The sequence below is a fragment of the Roseateles aquatilis genome (genome assembly GCF_002205645.1).
Taxonomy (GTDB): Bacteria; Pseudomonadota; Gammaproteobacteria; order Burkholderiales; family Burkholderiaceae_C; genus Roseateles; species Roseateles aquatilis.
In genome coordinates, this window is the sequence record NZ_NIOF01000001.1 from 428,958 (window position 1) to 448,432 (window position 19,475).

General features: G+C 68.0%; 14 protein-coding genes and 1 pseudogene. 7 read left to right on the forward strand and 8 right to left on the reverse strand.

Going from position 1 to position 19,475, the window contains the following annotated elements:
- The first annotated feature begins 7 nt into the window (after window positions 1-7).
- The 7 genes and pseudogenes from CDN99_RS01850 (at window position 8) to CDN99_RS01880 (ending at window position 9,802) form a co-directional block, all read left to right on the forward strand.
- On the forward strand, window positions 8-1,411 hold the full coding sequence (locus CDN99_RS01850; RefSeq protein WP_088383302.1) for a sensor histidine kinase: 1,404 nt from the start codon (window positions 8-10) through the stop codon (window positions 1,409-1,411).
- 97 nt (window positions 1,412-1,508) lie between these two features.
- Window positions 1,509-1,937, forward strand: a complete 429-nt coding sequence (locus CDN99_RS01855) for an Hsp15 family ribosome-associated heat shock protein (protein ID WP_088382405.1) — start codon at window positions 1,509-1,511, stop codon at window positions 1,935-1,937.
- A 193-nt stretch (window positions 1,938-2,130) separates the two neighbouring features.
- Window positions 2,131-2,673: a nucleotide exchange factor GrpE gene (gene grpE, locus CDN99_RS01860; RefSeq protein ID WP_088382406.1), complete on the forward strand. Its 543-nt coding sequence runs from the start codon at window positions 2,131-2,133 to the stop codon at window positions 2,671-2,673.
- A gap of 126 nt (window positions 2,674-2,799) precedes the next feature.
- Window positions 2,800-4,785, forward strand: a pseudogene (gene dnaK / locus CDN99_RS01865) (molecular chaperone DnaK); the annotation flags it as partial.
- A gap of 161 nt (window positions 4,786-4,946) precedes the next feature.
- Window positions 4,947-6,095 (forward strand): molecular chaperone DnaJ, encoded by a 1,149-nt coding sequence (dnaJ, locus tag CDN99_RS01870; RefSeq protein WP_088382408.1) that lies wholly within the window; start codon window positions 4,947-4,949, stop codon window positions 6,093-6,095.
- A 327-nt stretch (window positions 6,096-6,422) separates the two neighbouring features.
- Window positions 6,423-8,066 carry a response regulator gene (locus CDN99_RS01875; protein ID WP_088382409.1) on the forward strand — a complete coding sequence of 548 codons (1,644 nt, stop codon included), beginning with the start codon at window positions 6,423-6,425 and terminating at the stop codon, window positions 8,064-8,066.
- Window positions 8,067-8,176: 110 nt separating this feature from the next.
- A complete protein-coding gene (locus CDN99_RS01880; protein ID WP_158218727.1) occupies window positions 8,177-9,802 on the forward strand; it encodes a phosphoethanolamine transferase in 1,626 nt (541 codons plus the stop codon).
- Window positions 9,803-9,888: 86 nt separating this feature from the next.
- On the opposite strand, the gene CDN99_RS01885 is transcribed toward CDN99_RS01880, so the two are convergent.
- The 8 genes from CDN99_RS01885 to ppsA all read right to left on the reverse strand — a co-directional run bounded on the left by CDN99_RS01885 (window position 9,889) and on the right by ppsA (window position 19,218).
- On the reverse strand, window positions 9,889-11,016 hold the full coding sequence (locus CDN99_RS01885) for a PA0069 family radical SAM protein (RefSeq protein WP_088382411.1): 1,128 nt from the start codon (window positions 11,014-11,016) through the stop codon (window positions 9,889-9,891).
- Window positions 11,017-11,125: 109 nt separating this feature from the next.
- Window positions 11,126-12,550, reverse strand: coding sequence for a replicative DNA helicase (dnaB, locus tag CDN99_RS01890; protein ID WP_088382412.1), 1,425 nt, complete (start codon window positions 12,548-12,550; stop codon window positions 11,126-11,128).
- A gap of 206 nt (window positions 12,551-12,756) precedes the next feature.
- Window positions 12,757-13,209, reverse strand: coding sequence for a 50S ribosomal protein L9 (gene rplI, locus CDN99_RS01895; RefSeq protein WP_088382413.1), 453 nt, complete (start codon window positions 13,207-13,209; stop codon window positions 12,757-12,759).
- Window positions 13,210-13,219: 10 nt separating this feature from the next.
- Window positions 13,220-13,510, reverse strand: coding sequence for a 30S ribosomal protein S18 (gene rpsR / locus CDN99_RS01900; protein WP_088382414.1), 291 nt, complete (start codon window positions 13,508-13,510; stop codon window positions 13,220-13,222).
- A 57-nt stretch (window positions 13,511-13,567) separates the two neighbouring features.
- Window positions 13,568-13,852 carry a primosomal replication protein N gene (gene priB, locus CDN99_RS01905; protein ID WP_088382415.1) on the reverse strand — a complete coding sequence of 95 codons (285 nt, stop codon included), beginning with the start codon at window positions 13,850-13,852 and terminating at the stop codon, window positions 13,568-13,570.
- Between the two features lie 61 nt (window positions 13,853-13,913).
- The gene (gene rpsF, locus CDN99_RS01910; protein WP_088382416.1) at window positions 13,914-14,276 is read right to left on the reverse strand and encodes a 30S ribosomal protein S6; all 363 of its coding nucleotides are present in this window, start codon (window positions 14,274-14,276) and stop codon (window positions 13,914-13,916) included.
- A 197-nt stretch (window positions 14,277-14,473) separates the two neighbouring features.
- On the reverse strand, window positions 14,474-16,552 hold the full coding sequence (locus tag CDN99_RS01915) for a sodium:solute symporter family protein (protein ID WP_169727026.1): 2,079 nt from the start codon (window positions 16,550-16,552) through the stop codon (window positions 14,474-14,476).
- 251 nt (window positions 16,553-16,803) lie between these two features.
- Window positions 16,804-19,218, reverse strand: coding sequence for a phosphoenolpyruvate synthase (ppsA, locus tag CDN99_RS01920; protein ID WP_088382417.1), 2,415 nt, complete (start codon window positions 19,216-19,218; stop codon window positions 16,804-16,806).
- Between the last annotated feature and the right edge of the window lie 257 nt (window positions 19,219-19,475).

Below are 19,475 nucleotides of genomic sequence, written 5' to 3' on the forward strand. Positions count from 1 at the left end.
GGCCTCGATGCGCAGCCGGCTGCTGCTGGGCATCCTGGTGCCGGTCGGCCTGCTGATCGCCGCCAACGCGCACCGGCTGTACGGCGACGCGCTGCGCGCGATCGACACGGCCTACGACCGCACGCTGCTGGCGTCGGCCAAGTCCATCGGCGAGCAACTGGACGTCACGGGCACGCGCGAAGCGCCGAAGTTGATCAGCGAGGTGCCCTACGCGGCGCTGGAGGCCTTCGAGGCGGACAACCGCAGCCGCATGTTCTACCGCGTCACCGGCTTCCAGGGCGAGTGGGTGTCGGGCTTCGAGGACTTCCCCGCCTGGCGCGGCCGGCTGCCTGATCGCGGCGCCTATGCCGCGCTGGTCGACTTCTACGACGACGTCTATCAGGGCGAGCCGGTCCGGGTCGCCGTGCTGAAGCAGCCGGTGGCCGGGCTGGCCGGCATGGGCGTGGCGACGATCCAGGTGGCCGAGACGCTGGAGCTGCGCGGCACGCTGGCGCGGCAGGTGCTGGTCTCCACGCTGTGGCGGCAGGCCGCGCTGCTGGCGGTGATCGCGATCGTGGTCTGGGGCGTGGTGCTGCTGGCGACGCGCCCGGTGCGCGAGCTCAGCCGCGCGATCGCCGCGCGGGGCGACGACGACATCAGCCCCATCCCGCTGCCGCAGGCGCCCGCCGAGCTGGCGCCGCTGGTCATCGCGATCAACGAGGCCTGGAACCGCCAGGCCGGACTGCTGGCCCACCAGAAGCGCTTCGTGCGCGACGCGTCGCATCAACTGCGCACGCCGCTGGCGGTGCTCAAGGCGCAGGTGCAATCGGCCCGGCGCGGCGACCTGCCCTTGGCGCAGGCCATCGCCGAGATCGGGCAGACGGTGGACGGCGCCACCGAGCTGGCCAACCAGATGCTGGCGCTGGCCAAGGTGGAGCAACTCCGCCAGCAGGGCGATCCGCCGCGCCTGGACCTGGCCGACACGGTGCGCGAAGTGGGCCTGGACCTGGCGCCGCTGATCGCCGATGCGGACCTGGACTTCGACCTGGCCGCCGAGCCGGCGCCGGTGCGCGGCCATGCCTGGGCGCTGCGTGAGCTGGTGCGCAACCTGCTGCACAACGCGCTGCGCCACAGCCCGCGCGGCGGGCGTCTGGACGTCGCCCTGTCCCACCGCGACGGCGCCGTCGAGCTGCGCATCGGCGACAGCGGCCCCGGCATCGCGCAGGCGCTGCGGCCGCGGCTGGGCCAGCCGTTCGCGGCGGGACCCGGCGGCGAGTCCGGCCTGGGGCTGGCGATCTGCCGGGAGATCGTCGCCTCGCTCGGCGGCACGCTGGCGCTGGACAACCGCGAGCGGGATGGGGTCATCCAGGGGCTGGATGCCGTCGTGCGCTTGCCGGCGGCAGCATCGCCGGACGAGCCCGCGACACGGTGATGACGCGGTGCCTGGTGGCGCCTGGGCGCGGCGATCGCGCCACACCCCGCCGACTCGGGCCCCGACCCACCGCATCACCATAGGACAATTCACGCCGATGTCTTCGCACGCTTCCCGCACCTCCCCCGGCCCCGACGGTCCGCGCCTGGACAAGTGGCTCTGGGCCGCGCGGTTCTTCAAGACACGCGCCCTCGCCGTCGAGGAGATCGGCAAGGGCCGCGTGACCGTCAACGGCCAGGCGGCCAAGGCATCGCGGGAAGTCCGCGTCGGCGACATGATCCGGCTGCGCCAGGGCCAGGTGGACCGCGAGGTGCGCGTCGCCGGCCTGAGCAACGTCCGCGGCCCGGCGCCCGAGGCGCAGGCGCTGTACGAGGAAACGGCCGACAGCATCGCCGCCCGCGAGCGCGCCGCCGAGGCCCGCCGCCTCGCCCCCGAACCCGCCAGCACCATCGAACAAGGCCGCCCGACCAAGCAGGACCGCCGCCGCCTGGCCGACTGGGACCGGTGGAGCGCCAGCATCGATTGACGATCGGTGCGCTGTTCGCCGCCGGGCTAGCAGGCCCCCGGCTTGCCCGCGCGGGGATGCGAAAATCTCCCTCTTGAACTTCCGGACATGAGCCCCAGATGCGGCGGATCGCCCGAAGCGAGGCCGCCTTCACCTGGGCGGTCCACCCTCCCCACAGAGAGGCCCGGGCAATCCGCATTGGGGCATTCCAACCATGACGACTGACAACCAACATCCTGATCCGACGCTGGACGAACTGACTGCGCAAGCCGCCGCCGCGGCCGCCGCTTCCGTGCCGCAGTCCCTGGAGGCCAAGCTGGCCGAGACCGAGACCCGCCTGGCCGAGATGTCCGACGCATACCTGCGCGCCAAGGCCGAGGCGGAGAACATCCGCCGCCGCGGCGAGGAAGATGTGTCCAAGGCCCGCAAGTTCGCGGTCGAGGGTTTCGCGGAAGCGATGCTGCCGGTGATGGACAGCCTGAGCGCCGCGATCGCCCGCCCGGATGCCAGCGTGGAGCAGGTGCTGGAAGGCGTGCACGCCACGCTGCGCCAGTTGTCCGCCGCGCTGGAGCGCAACAAGGTGCTGGAGATCAATCCGGCCACCGGCACGAAGTTCGACCCGCATCAGCACCAGGCCATCTCGATGGTCCCGGCCGACCAGGACGCCAACACCGTCGTGACGGTCCTGCAGAAGGGCTTCTCGATCTCCGATCGCGTGCTGCGACCGGCCCTGGTGACCGTTTCGGCGCCCAAGTAAGCCGCCGGACCCTTGAATCCCGGCGAGTTATCCACAGATCAGAAACATCGCGGAACGACGTTCCGGCCGCTCCTCCACCGAGCCCCGCCGTGACGATCCGATCCCACCAGATCCCCAAATTCAGGAGCACCCATCATGGCTAAGAAGAAGATCATCGGCATCGACCTCGGCACGACCAACTCGTGCGTCGCGGTCATGGAAGGCAACACCACCCGCGTCATCGAGAACGCGGAAGGCGCCCGCACCACGCCGTCCATCATCGCGTACCAGGAGGACGGCGAGATCCTGGTCGGCGCCTCGGCCAAGCGCCAGGCGGTGACCAACCCGCGCAACACGCTGTACGCGGTGAAGCGCCTGATCGGCCGCAAGTTCCAGGAGAAGGAAGTCCAGAAGGACATCGACCTGATGCCCTACACCATCGCCGCGGCCGACAACGGCGACGCGTGGGTGGAAGTGCGCGGCAAGAAGATGGCGCCCCCGCAGGTGTCCGCCGAAGTCCTGCGCAAGATGAAGAAGACCGCCGAGGACTACCTCGGCGAGGAAGTGACCGAGGCCGTCATCACCGTCCCGGCCTACTTCAACGACGCCCAGCGTCAGGCGACCAAGGACGCCGGCCGCATCGCCGGCCTGGACGTCAAGCGCATCATCAACGAGCCCACCGCCGCGGCCCTGGCCTTCGGCCTGGACAAGCATGGCGCCGGTGACCGCAAGATCGCGGTGTTCGACCTGGGCGGCGGCACGTTCGACATCTCGATCATCGAGATCGCCGACGTCGACGGCGAGAAGCAGTTCGAAGTGCTGTCGACCAACGGCGACACCTTCCTGGGCGGCGAGGACTTCGACCAGCGCATCATCGACTACATCATCGGCGAGTTCAAAAAGGAACAGGGCGTCGACCTGACCAAGGACGTGCTGGCCCTGCAGCGCCTGAAGGAAGCCGCCGAGAAGGCCAAGATCGAGCTGTCCAACAGCAGCCAGACCGACGTCAACCTGCCGTACATCACGGCCGACGCCACCGGCCCGAAGCATCTGAACATCAAGCTGACCCGCGCCAAGCTGGAGTCGCTGGTGGACGAACTGATCGAACGCACGATGGCCCCCTGCCGCACCGCGATCAAGGACGCCGGCGTGTCGGTCAGCGAGATCGACGACGTGATCCTGGTCGGCGGCATGTCGCGCATGCCCAAGGTGCAGGAGAAGGTCAAGGAGTTCTTCGGCAAGGATCCCCGCAAGGACGTCAACCCCGACGAGGCCGTGGCCGTGGGCGCGGCGATCCAGGGCCAGGTCCTGGGCGGCGAACGCACCGACGTGCTGCTGCTGGACGTCACCCCGCTGTCCCTGGGCATCGAGACCCTGGGCGGCGTGATGACGAAGATGATCAAGAAGAACACGACCATCCCGACCAAGTTCAGCCAGACGTTCTCGACCGCCGAGGACAGCCAGCCCGCGGTGACGATCAAGGTGTACCAGGGCGAACGCGAGATGGCGCAGGCCAACAAGAGCCTGGGCGAGTTCAACCTGGAAGGCATCCCGCCGGCACCGCGCGGCACGCCGCAGATCGAGGTGAGCTTCGACATCGACGCCAACGGCATCCTGCACGTGGGCGCCAAGGACAAGGGCACCGGCAAGGAAAACAAGATCACCATCAAGGCGAACTCCGGCCTGTCCGAGGCCGAGATCGAGAAGATGGTGAAGGACGCCGAGGCCAACGCCGCCGACGACAAGAAGAAGGTCGAGCTGGTGCAGGCCAAGAATCAGGCCGACGGCCTGGTGCACTCGGTGCAGAAGTCGCTGGGCGAGCACGGCGACAAGCTGGACGCCGGCGAGAAGGAAAAGATCGAGGCCGCGATCAAGGACCTGGAAGAAGCCATCAAGGGCGACGACAAGGCCGAGCTCGAAGCCAAGACCGAAGCGCTGATGACCGCCAGCCAGAAGCTGGGCGAGAAGGTGTACGCCGAGTCGCAGGCCGCCGCCGGCGCCGCCGGTGCCGCCGGCGCGGCGGGTGGTCCGGGCGCGGAGGCTCAGCAGCCGGGCGCGTCGCAGGCCTCCTCGAAGCCGGCCGACGACAACGTCGTCGATGCCGAGTTCAAGGAAGTCAAGGACACCAAGTAAGCCACGCGTGCCGGCCTCGTCGTCGGCATCGCGACCGGCAATTGCTGTCCAATGACAGCCGCCGCGCGAGGCCCGCAAGCCTCGCGCGGCGTTTTGGTTTCAAGATTTGAAGGTTTGCCGGCGGGCCATCGCGCCCCGGCCCCGCCCCTCCAGGAAGATCCATGGCAAAGCGTGACTATTACGAAGTCCTGGGCGTCGCCAAGAACGCCAGCGAAGAAGACATCAAGAAGGCGTATCGCAAGCTTGCGATGAAGTACCACCCTGACCGCAATCAGGGCGACGGCGCCAAAGAAGCGGAGGACAAGTTCAAGGAGGCCAAGGAGGCCTACGAGATGTTGTCCGACGGGCAGAAGCGCGCGGCGTACGACCAGTACGGCCACGCGGGCGTGGATCCGAACCAGGGCTTCCGCGGCGGTCCGGGCACGGAGGGCTTCGGCGGCTTCGCCGAGGCCTTCGGCGACATCTTCGGCGACATCTTCGGCCAGCAAGGCGGCGGCGGACGCCGTGCCGGCGGTGGCCAGCAGGTCTACCGCGGCAGCGACCTCAGCTACGCGATGGAGATCTCGCTGGAGGAAGCGGCGCGCGGCAAGGAAACGCAGATCCGCATCCCGTCCTGGGAAGGCTGCGAAACCTGCCACGGCAGCGGCGCCAAGCCCGGCACCAGCGCCAAGAGTTGCGGCTCCTGCGGCGGCACCGGCACGGTCCACATGCGCCAGGGCTTCTTCAGCATCCAGCAGACCTGCCCGCATTGCCACGGCACCGGCAAGATCATTCCGGAGCCCTGCACCACCTGCAACGGCGCCGGCAAGATCAAGAAGACCAAGACGCTGGAAGTCAAGATCCCGGCCGGCATCAACGAAGGCATGCGCATCCGTTCCGCCGGCAACGGCGAGCCGGGCGTCAACGGCGGTCCGTCGGGCGATCTCTACATCGAGATCCGCATCAAGCAGCACGACATCTTCGAGCGCGACGGCGACGATCTGCATTGCACGATGCCGGTGTCCATGACCACGGCGGCACTGGGCGGCAACATCGAGGTGCCGACACTCGGCGGCAAGGCCGAGATCGAGCTGCCCGAGGGCACGCAGCACGGCAAGACCTTCCGCCTGCGCGGCAAGGGCATCAAGGGCGTGCGCTCCAGCTACCCGGGCGACCTCTACTGCCACATCAGCATCGAGACGCCGGTCAAGCTCACCGAGCACCAGCGCAAGCTGCTCAAGGAGCTGGACAAGAGCCTGCGCGACGGCGGCGAGCGGCACTCGCCCAACGCCAAGAGCTGGACCGATCGGGTCAAGGACCTGTTCAAGTAATCGGCCTCACCGCCCGCCGTGCCCGAGGCACCGCGGGCGCGGCGGCCGTGCCGGGGCGCGACCGACGTCCCTGCGCCCTCTTCAAGCGGGTCGGCAACTGCGGCGCGCAAGCCCGCGCCACGACTGCAAAAAACGCCGGCGCCACCCACGCAAACCCGAGGCGTCGCGCCTCGCCGCGAAGCGGACAATCCGCGACGTGGTTGACGACATTCACTTCAGCAGTCGAGGTTTCCGGGAATCGCCGGACCTTCGGATATCTCACACTCCCGCGCGCGCCGCGCGCCATGTCTTGAGCGCCATGCGACGCGAGGCCGCGGAGTCAGGACGATGACCCTCGCCAGCCCGCTCGCGAACACGCAGGCGCTGGTGATCGACAGCAACGCGACCTCCCGCAGCCTGATGACGATGCAGCTCCGCGAGCTCGGCGTCGGGCATGTGCGCCAGGCCACCCGCGTGCGCGACGCCCGCGTGATCCTGGAGACGCAGCCCTACGACATCGTCCTGTGCGACTACTACTTCGACGGCTCCGAGCTGTCCGGCCAGGACCTGCTCGACGAGTTGCGGCGCGAGCAGCTGCTGCCCTACTCCACCGTCTTCGTGATGGTGACCGGCGAGGCCTCGTACGCGAAGGTCGCCGAGGCGGCCGAGGCCGCGCTCGACGCCTACCTGGTCAAGCCCTATACCAGCGCCTCGTTGGCTGACCGACTGGCCAGCGCGCGGCACCGCAAGCAGGAGCTGAAGGCGATCTTCGACGCGATCGACGCGAAGGAATTCGATCGCGCCGCGGATCTCTGCCTGGACCGCTTCCAACAGCGCGCGACCTACTGGCTCTACGCCGCCCGCATCGGCGCCGAACTGCTGCTGCGCCTGGAGCGGCATGCCCAGGCCCGCGAGCTCTACGAAGCCATCATCGCCGCCCGCGCCGTCCCGTGGGCACGCCTGGGCGTGGCCCGGACCGAGGTAGCGAGCGGCAACCTGAGCGCCGCGCGACGCACGCTGGAGACGCTGATCGGCGACATGCCGGACCAGGCGGACAGCTACGACCTGATGGGCCGCGTGCAGATGGAGCAAGGCGAGATCGGCGCGGCCCTGGCGACCTATCGCACCGCGGCGACGCTGACGCCCGGTTGCCTGCTGCGCCTGCAGCATTGCGGCACGCTGGCCTTCTATGCGGGCGAACGGGTCGAGGCGCTGAAGATGCTGGAGCGCGCCCTGTCGCAGGGCCTGCGCTCGAAGCTGTTCGACTGGCACAGCCTGGCCCTCATCGCGCTGATGCGTTTCGACACCAAGGACAGCAAGGGCATGAAGTACGCCGGCGATGCGCTGATGCAAGGCATGGAGCGCGCGCCGCGCGACCAGCGCCTCCGGCGTTTCGACCTGCTGCTGAACGGCCTGCGCTTGCTGATGGAACGCCGGCTGGCGGATGGCTTGCTGCTCGCGCGCACGTTCGCGAAGCAGGTCGATGCCGAGGACTTCGACCTGGAGTCCGCCAGCCTGCTGATCGCGCTGTGGGTCCGGCTGGCGAGGCAGGACATCGAGCTGCCCGAGATGGAGACCCTGGTCTCGCGGCTGGGCATGCGCTTCTGCAGCTCCAAGTCGGCGACCGAGGTGCTGGCCAGCATGGCCGAGGGCCACGAACCGAGCGCGCAATTGCTGCGCGACGCCAACGCCCGCGTCTTCGCCATCTCCGAGACCGCGATGCGCCATGCGATGCGCGGCGACCCGCAGGCCGGGGTGCAACTGCTGCTGGAGCAAGGCACGCAGACGCTGAACGCCAAGCTGATCGACATGGCCGCGCTGGTGCTCAAGCGCTACCGCGAGCGCATGAGCGACCCCGACGCACTGGCGCCGCGCATCGAGGCGCTGCAGCGCCGCTACGTGCGGGCCAGTGGCCAGGGCCTGAAAGCGGCGCGCGACGCAGGCGGCATGGCCTTGCGGGGGTCATCTTCTTCAGGGAAGCTTCAGCCATGAACACTACAAGCGCCGGTTGCCCGCTGGCCTGACCGAACAAGATGCCGTTCTCCGATTCCTCGACCCCGCTGCATCGCGGGGCCTCCGCGTCGCGCCCCGGACGCTCCCCCTTGACCCTGGCCTGGCTGGCCGCCCTCTGGACCGGCGTGCTCGGCAACTGGCCGCTGTGGCAGCGGATGTGGGGCATGCCGGACTACGCCGGCCCGTCCGGCAAGGTCTTCATCGTCGTCTTCGCCGGCATCGTGCTGATGGTGCTGGCGGCGTTCTTCAGCTTGCTGGCCTGGCGCTTCGCGGTCAAGCCGCTGCTGACAGTGATGCTGTTGCTGACCGCGCCGCTGGCGTACTTCATCGGCAGCTACGGGGTGGTGATCGACACCACGATGGTCACCAACGCGCTGCAGACCGACGTGCGCGAGACCCGCGACCTGATGGGCTGGGGCCTGCTGGCGCATGTGGTGGTGATCGCCCTGATCCCGCTGGTGTGGATCTGGCGGCAGCGCGTGGCGGACACCCGCTGGTTCAAGCGACTAGGCTGGAACGTGGCCAGCGTGGCGCTTGCGTTGGCGGTTGGCTTCGGCCTGGCGGCGTCACGCACCGCGGACCTCGCCTCCACGCTGCGCAACAACAAGGTGCTGACCAAGATGGTCAGCCCGATCAACGCGATCTGGGCCAGCGCGGCCCTGGTCGTTGAAAAGCAGAAGAAGCCGAAGGGTCCGCCCGAGGTGGTCGCGGCCGATGCGCGCCTCGCGCCGCGCCCGGCGGGATCCAAGCCGCCGCTGGTGCTGCTGGTGGTGGGCGAGACCGCGCGCTCGGTCAACTTCCAGCTGAACGGCTACGGCCGGCCGACCAACCCCGAGTTGTCCAAGCGCCCGGTGCTGAGCTATCGGGAGGTCGCCTCCTGCGGCACGTCGACGGCGGCGTCGTTGCCGTGCATGTTCTCGCAGCTGGGCCGCGAGGCTTTCGTCGACCACCCGGGCAATCAGGAGACGCTGCTGGACGTGCTGCAGCGCGCCGGCCTGGCGGTGCTGTGGGTCGACAACCAGTCCGGCTGCAAGGGCCTGTGCGACCGCGTGCCGAATGCCCAGGCGATCAATCCGGCCCGACCCGACCACCCCATTCCCGCCGGCCTGTGCCGGGCGGACGGCGAGTGCCTGGACGAGGTGATGCTGCACGACCTGGAAGCACGCATCGCAGGGCTGGATCCGCAACGCGTCGCGCGCGGCGTGGTGCTGGTGCTGCACCAGATGGGCAGTCACGGTCCGGCGTACTACCTCCGCACGCCGGAGGAGCGCAAGCCGTTCCAGCCGGAATGCCGCAGCAGCGCGTTGCAGCAGTGCCCGCTGGAACAGGTCCGCAATGCCTACGACAACACGATCGCGTACACCGATCATGTGCTCGCGCGGGCGATCGACTGGCTGGGGACGCAGGCCCGGCAATTCGACCCGAGCCTGGTCTACGTGTCGGACCACGGCGAGTCGCTGGGGGAGAACAACCTCTTCCTGCACGGCATGCCCTATGCGATCGCGCCGAAGGAGCAGAAGCACGTGCCCATGATCCTGTGGCTGCCGGATGCGACACGACAGGCACAGCACCTGGACGGCGAGTGCCTGGCGCAGCGGCGCGATACGCCGATGTCGCACGACGGGCTGTACCACACGGTGCTGAGCCTGAGCGGCGTGCAGACGAGCGTGTATCGGAAGGACTGGGATTGGGTGGGGGCGTGCCGCAAGGGCTAAGCCCTGCGTATCACGTCCATCGCGGACGCCGTCATGTCTGCCACGCGCGAGAACCGAACCCCGCGATCGACTCCGCGGGCTCGGCCTCAAAACAGCGCCTGCTGCCCAACCATCTTCGACGGCGGGCGGAACTCGCTGAAGTCGAACTCATGGCGCTGGCGGCCCAGTCCTAGGCGCTGCACCGCCTTGCGCATGCGCTGCTGCAGCAGCTCCGCCCAGATGCCCTCGCCGGTGAAACGCGTGCCGAAGCGCGGATCGTTGTCCTTGCCACCGCGCATGTCCCGCAGCCGCGCCATGATGCGCGCCGCCTTGTCGGGTTGATGCTGCTGCAGCCAGTCGTGGAACAGCGGCGCCACCTCCCACGGCAGACGCAGCGGAATGCTGAAGGCCCGCGTCGCGCCGGCTTCGGCAGCGGCCTCCAGGATGCGCTCCAACTCCGGCTCGTTGAGGAACGGGATGATGGGCGACACGCTGACACCGACGGGCACACCCGCCTCGGCCAGCGTCCGGATCGTGCGCAGCCGGCGCTGCGGCGATGCCGCGCGCGGCTCCAGAATGCGCGACAACTCCGGATCCAGCGACGTCACCGACAGGTAGACCGACACCTGATGCCGCCGAGCCATCGGCGCGATCAGGTCCAGGTCGCGCTCGATGCCGCTGGACTTCGTCACCACCGAGAACGGATGGCGCGCCTGCGCCAGCACCTCCACGACCGCGCGGGTGATGCCGAGCTTGCGCTCGATCGGTTGATACGCATCGGTGGCCGTGCCCAGCACCAAGTAGGTCGGCCGGTACGACGGCGACGCGAAGGTCTCGCGCAGACGCTCCGCGGCGTTGACCTTGGCGATGATCTTGGTCTCGAAGTCCAGCCCCGGCGAGAGGTTCAGGTAGCTGTGCGTCGGGCGCGCGAAGCAGTAGATGCAACCATGCTCGCAGCCCCGGTACGGATTGATGGACAGGTCGAAGCCGATGTCCGGCGACTGGTTGCCGCTGACGATCTTCTTCGCGTGCTCCTCGATGATCTGCGTCTTCGGCGCGAGGTGCTCCTCGCTCGCCTCCTGGTCCAGCGATCCCCAGCCATCGTCGTACTGCTCGCGCTCGCGCGAATCGAAGCGATGCGGGATCGCCCAGGCACTGCCGCGCCCCTTCAGGGCGTCGGCCTGGAGGTACAGCGGCGGAGCAGCGATGCGGGTCGGTTTGGCGGGCGGTGGCATACTGTTAATTTAAACAGTATTCCATCAGACCGCCAGTGCCTTCCGGGGAAAGTTCCGCATCGACGGCGGACTGCCGATCGCGCGCGGCCGCGCGCGATCTGGCGCGATCTCAATACTCGTCGCCGCCCGGTCCCACGTAGCCCGGCGCCAGGTTCTCGAACTTGGTGTTCTGCCGCACGAAGGCCAGCTTCACCGTGCCCACCGGGCCGTTACGCTGCTTGGCGATGATGATCTCCGCCACGCCCGGCTCCTTGCACTCGTCCTTGGTGTAGTACTCGTCCCGGTAGATGAACATGATGATGTCCGCGTCCTGCTCGATGGCGCCGGATTCGCGCAGGTCGGACATCATCGGCCGCTTGTCCGGCCGCGTTTCCACCGAGCGGTTCAACTGCGACAGCGCGATCACGGGGCAGCGCAACTCCTTGGCCAGCGCCTTCAGGCCCCGCGAGATTTCGCCGACCACCGTCGCGCGGTTCTCTTCGCTGCCGCCACCGTTGCCGCTCATCAGCTGCAGGTAGTCGATGATGATCAGCCCCAGTTGACCGGAGATGCGCGCCTGGCGCCGCGCCCGCGCGCGCACTTCGCTGGGGGACAGGCCGGGGCTCTCGTCGATGTAGATCGGCGCGTTGCCGAGCTTGTCCACGGCCTCGGCCAGGCGGCTCCATTCGTCGTCCTGCAGGCGGCCGGTGCGCAGGTGGCTCTGGTCGATGCGGCCGATCGAGCCGACCATCCGCAACGCCAGCTGCGCCGCGCCCATTTCCATCGAGTAGATGACGACCGGCAGGCCTTCGTTGATGGCCACCGCCTCGCCGATGTTGATCGCGAACGCGGTCTTGCCCATCGACGGACGCGCGGCCAGGATGATCAGGTCGCCCTTCTGAAGGCCGGCGGTCATGCGGTCCAGGTCATAGAAGCCGGTGCGCACGCCGGTGACGTCCTCGGCGCCCTGCTCCGCCAGCTCGTTGACGCGGTCCATCAGCTCGACCATCAGCCGGTCCATACTGTGGAAGCCCTGGCCACCACGCGCGCCTTCCTCGTTGATGCGGAAGATCTTGCCTTCGGCCTCGTCCAGGATCTCGCTCACCGCGCGGCCCTGCGGGCTCAACGCCGCGGTGGCGATCTCGTCGGAGGCGGACACCAGCTTGCGCAGGATCGCGCGCTCCCGAACGATCTCGCCGTAGCGACGCAGGTTGGCGGCGCTCGGCACGCCTTGCGCCAACGCATTCAGGTAGGCCAGGCCGCCGCATTCCTCGGCCTTGCCCAGCGAGGTCAATTCCTCGAACACCGTCACCACGTCCGCGGGCTTGCCGGCGTTGATCAGCTTGCCGATCGAGGCGTAGATCTGCTTGTGCTCGTAGCGATAGAAGTCGGTGTCGCTGAGCGTATCGGCCGCCTTGTCCCAGGCGGTGTTGTCGATCAGCAACCCGCCGAGCACGCTCTGCTCGGCCTCCACCGAGTTCGGCGGCACGCGCAAGCGGGCCACCTCGTCGTCACGGGAGCCGGAACTGGAAGGCGCGGAGAAGATCGCGGACATGTGGACAAGCCTGTGGGAAAGCGGTGGGAAAGCTCTGGATTGCGCAGGACAACCGGTGCACAACTCCAGGCCCCAGAAAGCCGAAAGCCGACGGCTTTGCAGCTGTCGGCTTTCTTGATGTTGCCCTGATCTTTGCCGGTCGGGTGACCTTCAAGACCTAGGACATGCCCGATGGACGCGCAGAGCGCCCACGGGCTGTGTCGAAATCAATCGACTTCGGCGACGACCTGGACCGTGACGTCCACCACCACATCGGTGTGGGGCGCGACGGAGACGGTGAACTCACCGACGGTCTTCAGCGGGCCGTTGGGCATGCGCACCTGGGCCTTGGCGATCGCGTGGCCGGCCTTCGTCAGCGCTTCCGCGACGTCGGCGTTGGTCACGGAACCGAACAGACGGCCGTCGACGCCAGCCTTCTGGGAAATCTTGACCGACTTGCCGTTCAGTTGCTCGCCCAGAGCCTGGGCGACCGACAGCTTCTCGGCGGCGATCTTTTCCAGTTCGGCGCGCTTGGCTTCGAATTCCTTGATGGCCGATTCCGTGGCGCGGCGCGCTTGACGGGTCGGGATCAGGAAGTTGCGTGCGTAGCCGTCCTTGACCTTGACGACGTCACCCAGGTTGCCGAGGTTGGCCACCTTTTCAAGCAGGATCACTTGCATGGCGTATTCCTCAGACCTTGTGCTGGTCGCTGTAGGGCAGCAGGGCCAGGTAGCGGGCGCGCTTGATGCACACCGACAGCTGACGCTGGAAGAAGGCGCGGGTACCCGTCAGACGGGCCGGCACGATCTTGCCGTTCTCGCCGACGAAGTCGCGCAGCGTGTCGACATCCTTGTAGTCGATGCGCTCGACACCGGCGACGGTGAAGCGGCAGAAACGCTTGCGGCGGAACAGCAGCGATTGTTGGTTGCGCTTGGGCTTGCGGTCCTTCGAGAACCGACCTTTACCACGTGGCGGGGGCATAGTGACCTCTTTCGAATCTATCCAGATAAAACGATGTGCGCGACCTGATCGCCTCGTTCAGGACTCGAGCCCGGTGATGTGAAACACCGTGCCCCTTCCCTGCTTCTGCGCCGACAGGAACCCGGTGAACACCGAGCAGCCCGCCAGGCCCAGAGCCTGTACCCGCCTGACGACATCGCCGATCGCCACCGCCTTGATCTCCAGGGCCACCTTGCGGTGGGCCCCGGCCTCATCGACCTGGGACTCGTGCTTGAGCACCAGGTCCAGGGCCGGAAGTCCGGCGGGGGTGTATCGGATCGCTGTCAGTTCGAGGATCTGCGCTTGCAGGACCAGTCGGTTCATGCGGGCGCCGGATCTTCAGCGGATCGGAAAAACGAGAACTTCAGTTGTCGCGCCTGCCAGCTCAGGCGGACGCTTCTTGGGGAGCCTTGCGGGCTTCCTCGCGCTCGACAGCCTTCATCATCACGGACGGGGCGGTTTCAGCCTTGTCCTTGGCGACGGTCAGGTGGCGCAGCACGGCGTCGTTGAAGCGGAAGCCGGTTTCGAGCTCGACCAGGATTTCCTTGGAGCACTCGATGTTGAGGCACAGGTAATGCGCCTTGGCCAGCTTCTGGATCATGTAGGCCAGTTGACGGCGGCCCCAGTCTTCCACGCGGTGCACCTTGCCACCACCGTTGGTGACCAGGCCCTTGTAGCGCTCCAGCATGGCCGGAACTTGTTCGCTTTGATCCGGATGGATCAGCAGAACGATCTCGTAATGACGCATAGAAACTCCTTGTGGGTTTCGACGACCTCCGGCGGAACCGCCTTCGGCCTGAAAGCCGGGCCCCAGCGTCAATTCCTGGACCCAGCAAGGGAAGCCGAAGATTCTAGTCCATTTATGCGGGTACCGTCCAGCGACGACCCCGCCCGCGGGAGGGAGCGTCCATCGCAGGACGACGGCGCGCCCCGCCCGGCCCGCCCTCAGCCGGGTCGGTGCAGCGCGCGCTGCATCGCCCGGGCGGTCGCCGACGGGGCCGGCGTCAGCCAGCTGACGACGATCAGCGTCACCACGCCGGCGGGGATGCCGAACAGCGCCGCCGCCACCGGCTGGATGCCCCACCACAGCTGCGGCTCGCCGGTGAGCCCGAGCGCCTGACGCAGCCCGGCATGGGCGCTGACCATGTAGTACAGCGTCACGCCCAGCCCCGCCAGCATCGCGGCGGCGCCACCCTGCTTGTTGGCGCGCGGCCAGAAGATCCCGCCCACCAGCACCGGCACGAGGCTGGACCCCGCCAGCGAGAACGCCGCCGACACCAGCAGCAGGATATCCGCCGGCTTCTGCGCCGCCACCGCCGCCGCGGTCAGCGCGGTGGCCAGCAGCAGCGCCTTGGAGATCGTCACCCGCTGCGTCATCGACGCCTTCGGATTCATCACCCGGTAGTAGATGTCGTGGGACAGCGCACTGGAGATCGTCAGCAGCAGCCCGTCCGCCGTCGACAGCGCGGCGGCCAGCGCGCCGGCCGCCACCATCGCCGCCAGCACGTAGGGCAGCCCGGCCAGCTCCGGGGTCATCAGCAGGATCACGTCGCCGCCCAGCCGCAATTCGCCGAGCTGCAGGATGCCATCCTGGTTGATGTCGTGAATGCTCAGCAACCCGGGATCGACGCGCATCCACTGCCGCACCCAACCCGGCAGTTCCGCGATCGGCATGCCGACCAGGTGGTTGAAGACCTCGTACTTCAGCATCACCGCCAACGCGGGCGCGCTCAGGTACAGCAGCGCGATGAAGAACAGCGACCACGCCACCGACGTGCGCGCCTCGGCCACGCTCGGCGTCGTGTAGTACCGCGTCAGGATGTGCGGCAGGCCGGCGGTGCCGACCATCAGCACCAGCACCAGCGCCAGGAAGTTGCGGCGGGACAGCGTGTAGGCCTCCTGCTCGGCCGGCGTGCCGTCCGGGTCTCCGGCGAAGGGTTTGGCATGCGGCGGCATGCCGGCCAGCGGCTCGGTGCGCTGGCGATTCTGGACGACCGCCCGCTGCCAGACCTCACGCGCCTCCGCCTCGGTGCGAGGCAGCGCGGCGCGGACCTTCTCGGCGGCCTGCACCTGTGCCAGCGGCGCGTCCTCGGCCTTCAGCCGCGCGATGACCTGCGACGCGTGTTGGCGCTCCGCGTCCAGCGACTGCGGCAGGCCCGCGAGCATCCGCTCGTAGTCGCGGGCGCGCTGGTCATAGAGCGCCCTCACCTGCAGCTCCTTGGGATCGGTCAGCAGTTGCTGCTCGCGCGCGCTGATCTGGCGCACCTCACTGCCGGCGGTGAACTGGGGCAACGGGAAGCCGGTCTGCTGGACCGACAGCCACATCACCGGCAGCACGTAGGCCACGATCATGATGATGTACTGCGCGACCTGGGTCCACGTCACCGCCCGCATGCCGCCGAGGAACGAGCACACCAGCACCCCGCCGAGCCCGACGAACAGGCCGATCTCGAAGGTCAGGCCCGTGAGCCGCGTGGTGATCAGGCCGATCGCGTAGATCTGCGCGACCAGATAGATGAAGGACACCAGCACCGCCGCCGCCGCGCCCATCACGCGCAGGCCGCGGCTCTCGAAGCGGGCGCCGAGGAAGTCCGGCACGGTGAAACCCGCGAAGCGGCGCAGGTAAGGCGCCAGCAGCAGCGCCACCAGGCAGAAGCCGCCGGTCCAGCCCAGCACGAAGGCCAGGCCCCCGTAGCCCGCCAGATAAAGACTGCCCGCCATGCCGAGGAAACTCGCGGCGCTCATCCAGTCCGCGCCCGCGGCCATGCCGTTGTAGAACGCGGGGACGCGGCGGCCGGCGACGTAATACTCGACCGGGTCGGTGGTGCGGCTGAACACGCCGATGCCGGCGTACACCAGCACCGTCAGCAGCAGGAACGAGAACCCCAGCCACTGCTTGGGCATGCCCAGACGCTCAAGCAGGCCCAGCACCAGCACCAGCAGCACGAAACCCAGCGTGTAGGCGGCGTAGATGCGATTCAGGCGACGGCGGAAGGCGGCGTCAGGCAGCGGCGGGCGGGACATGGGGCGAATCATCGTCGCGGCCGAGGAGCCGCGCATCCCCATCTACCCCGGGAGCGGGATCTCTTCCGGAGCCTCATGCCATGAGACCGCCCACCTACGTCCCTCAGCGCGTTGGCCGAGAACACCAGACGGGCGAAATCCCCGACCCGAACGAAAAAGCACCCCATCGGTCGGACTGGCGTCCAGCCGATGGGGTGCAGTTCACAGGTCCGCCGTGTCGAAGCCGCGATCGAAATCGCGATCGAACGATTTCAGCGCTTGGCCGCCAGTCGTTGCCAGGTTTCGATGACCGAGTCCGGATTCAGCGACAGGGAGACGATGCCTTCGGCCGCCAGCCAGTCCGCGAAGTCCGGATGGTCGCTGGGGCCCTGACCGCAGATGCCGATGTACTTGCCGGTGGCGCGGCAGGCCGCGATGGCACGGGAGATCAACGCCTTCACCGCCGGATCGCGTTCATCGAAGTCGCCCGACAGCAGTTCCAGCCCGGAGTCCCGGTCCAGGCCCAGCGTCAGCTGCGTCAGGTCGTTGGAGCCGATGGACATGCCGTCGAAGTGCTCCAGGAACTGCTCGGCCAGAATGGCGTTGCTCGGCACCTCGCACATCATGATCACGCGCAGGCCGTCCTGGCCGCCCGCGGCGGCACGCTTCAGGCCGCGTTCGGCCAGCATGGCCACGACCTTCTCCGCCTGCTTCACCGTGCGCACGAAGGGCACCATGATCTCGACGTTGGTCAGGCCCATGTCGTGACGCACGCGCTTGAGCGCCTCGCACTCCATCGCGAACGCGTCCTGGAACTCGCCGCTGATGTAGCGCGACGCGCCGCGGAAGCCCAGCATCGGGTTCTCTTCGTCCGGCTCGTAGCGCGAGCCGCCGATCAGCTTGCGGTACTCGTTGCTCTTGAAGTCGGACAGACGCACGATCACCGGCTGCGGCCAGAACGCGGCGGCGATCGTCGCGATGCCCTCGGCCAGCTTGTCGACGTAGAACGCGCGCGGCGAGGCATGGCCGCGGGCCACCGACTCGACCGCCTTCTTCAGGTCGGAATCGACATTCGGGTAGTCCAGGATCGCCTTCGGGTGGACCCCGATGTTGTTGTTGATGATGAATTCCAGCCGCGCCAGGCCGACGCCGCTGTTGGGCATCTGCGAGAAGTTGAACGCCAGTTGGGGATTGCCCACGTTCATCATGATCTTCACCGCGCTGTAGGGCATCTCGCCGCGGTGGACTTCGCTGACCTCGGTCTCGAGCAGGCCGTCGTAGATGTAGCCGGTGTCGCCCTCGGAGCAGGCCACCGTCACCAGTTGGCCGTCCTTGAGCTTGTCGGTCGCGTCACCGCAGCCGACCACCGCCGGGATGCCCAGCTCGCGCGCGATGATGGCCGCGTGGCAGGTGCGGCCGCCACGGTTGGTGACGATGGCGCTGGCGCGCTTCATCACCGGCTCCCAGTTCGGGTCGGTCATGTCGGTGACCAGCACGTCGCCGGGCTGGACGCGTTCCATCTCGGCGACGCTGTCGACCAGGCGGACCGGACCGGTGCCGATCTTCTGGCCGATCGCGCGGCCCTCGACCACCACGGTGCCCTGGCCCTTGAGCTTGAAGCGCTGCTCGACCTGGCCCTCGGCCTGGCTCTTCACCGTCTCGGGACGCGCCTGCAGGATGTAGAGCTGGCCGTCGTTGCCGTCCTTGCCCCACTCGATGTCCATCGGGCGGCCGTAATGCTGCTCGATGATCACGGCGTACCTGGCCAGTTGCACGACGTCCTCGTCGGTCAGCGAGTAGCGGTTGCGCTGCTCGACCTCGACGTCCACCGTCTTCACCAGCTTGCCGCTGGCAGCCTTCTCCTCGGGCGTGGAGAAGGTCATCTGGATCAGCTTGGAGCCCAGGTTGCGGCGGATCAACGCGAACTTGCCGCGCTGCAGCGCCGGCTTGTGGACGTAGAACTCGTCCGGGTTGACAGCGCCCTGCACCACCGTCTCGCCCAGGCCGTAGCTGGAGGTGATGAAGACGACGTCCTTGAAGCCGGACTCGGTGTCGATGGTGAACATCACGCCGGCCGCGCCCAGGTCGGAGCGCACCATGCGCTGCACGCCCGCCGACAGCGCCACGTCGCTGTGCGCGAAGCCCTTGTGGACGCGATAGCTGATGGCCCGGTCGTTGTAGAGCGACGCGAACACTTCCTTCATCTTGTGCAGCACGTCCTCGATGCCGACGACGTTCAGGAAGGTCTCCTGCTGACCGGCGAACGAGGCGTCGGGCAGGTCTTCCGCGGTCGCGGACGAGCGCACCGCGAAGGACGCGTGCGGGTTGTCCGCGGTCAGGGCCGCGAAATCGGCACGGATCGCGGCTTCCAGGTCGGCCGGGAACGGCTGGGCCTCGAGCCAGCCGCGGATTTCCTTGCCGGCCTCGGCCAGCGCGCGCACGTCGTCGGTGTTCAGGTCGGCCAGGCGCCGCTGGATGCGGGCATCCAGGCCTTCGTGCTTCAGGAACTCGCGGAACGCGTGGGCGGTGGTGGCGAAGCCGCCGGGCACACGCACGCCGGTTTCGGCCAGTTGGGAAATCATTTCGCCGAGCGAGGCGTTCTTGCCGCCCACCGACTCGACGTCGGTCATCCTCAGTTTCTCGAAGGGTACGACCAGGGCGGTCGCCTCGAAGCGAGCATCAGACATGGGAAAACTCCGTGATGTTGAAAAACCGGGGCTCCCCGCGCGTGCCCGCGGCAGCCGACCTCGGCGGCGGCAAGGCGGGCGGGCATGACGGCGCGCAAGACAGGTCTTGTCGATTCTTGTGGGCGTCGCGGCGAGGCGTTCATGCGGTCGGGGGGCGTGTTGCGGGCGATTCTAGTGGCACGCCGATCTATGATGTAAGCCCTCGTTCGGGGCCCGTCGGCGGCCATTCTTCGTCGATGGCGGAGGGTCTGGCAGGC

Coding starts and splice junctions, on each gene's coding strand:
- CDN99_RS01850 (WP_088383302.1), top strand. CDS start 8: ATGCGCAGCCGGCTGCTGCTGGGCATCCTGGTGCCGGTCGGCCTGCTG.
- CDN99_RS01855 (WP_088382405.1), top strand. CDS start 1,509: ATGTCTTCGCACGCTTCCCGCACCTCCCCCGGCCCCGACGGTCCGCGC.
- grpE (WP_088382406.1), top strand. CDS start 2,131: ATGACGACTGACAACCAACATCCTGATCCGACGCTGGACGAACTGACT.
- dnaJ (WP_088382408.1), top strand. CDS start 4,947: ATGGCAAAGCGTGACTATTACGAAGTCCTGGGCGTCGCCAAGAACGCC.
- CDN99_RS01875 (WP_088382409.1), top strand. CDS start 6,423: ATGACCCTCGCCAGCCCGCTCGCGAACACGCAGGCGCTGGTGATCGAC.
- CDN99_RS01885 (WP_088382411.1), bottom strand. CDS start 11,016: ATGCCACCGCCCGCCAAACCGACCCGCATCGCTGCTCCGCCGCTGTAC.
- dnaB (WP_088382412.1), bottom strand. CDS start 12,550: ATGTCCGCGATCTTCTCCGCGCCTTCCAGTTCCGGCTCCCGTGACGAC.
- rplI (WP_088382413.1), bottom strand. CDS start 13,209: ATGCAAGTGATCCTGCTTGAAAAGGTGGCCAACCTCGGCAACCTGGGT.
- rpsR (WP_088382414.1), bottom strand. CDS start 13,510: ATGCCCCCGCCACGTGGTAAAGGTCGGTTCTCGAAGGACCGCAAGCCC.
- priB (WP_088382415.1), bottom strand. CDS start 13,852: ATGAACCGACTGGTCCTGCAAGCGCAGATCCTCGAACTGACAGCGATC.
- rpsF (WP_088382416.1), bottom strand. CDS start 14,276: ATGCGTCATTACGAGATCGTTCTGCTGATCCATCCGGATCAAAGCGAA.
- CDN99_RS01915 (WP_169727026.1), bottom strand. CDS start 16,552: ATGTCCCGCCCGCCGCTGCCTGACGCCGCCTTCCGCCGTCGCCTGAAT.
- ppsA (WP_088382417.1), bottom strand. CDS start 19,218: ATGTCTGATGCTCGCTTCGAGGCGACCGCCCTGGTCGTACCCTTCGAG.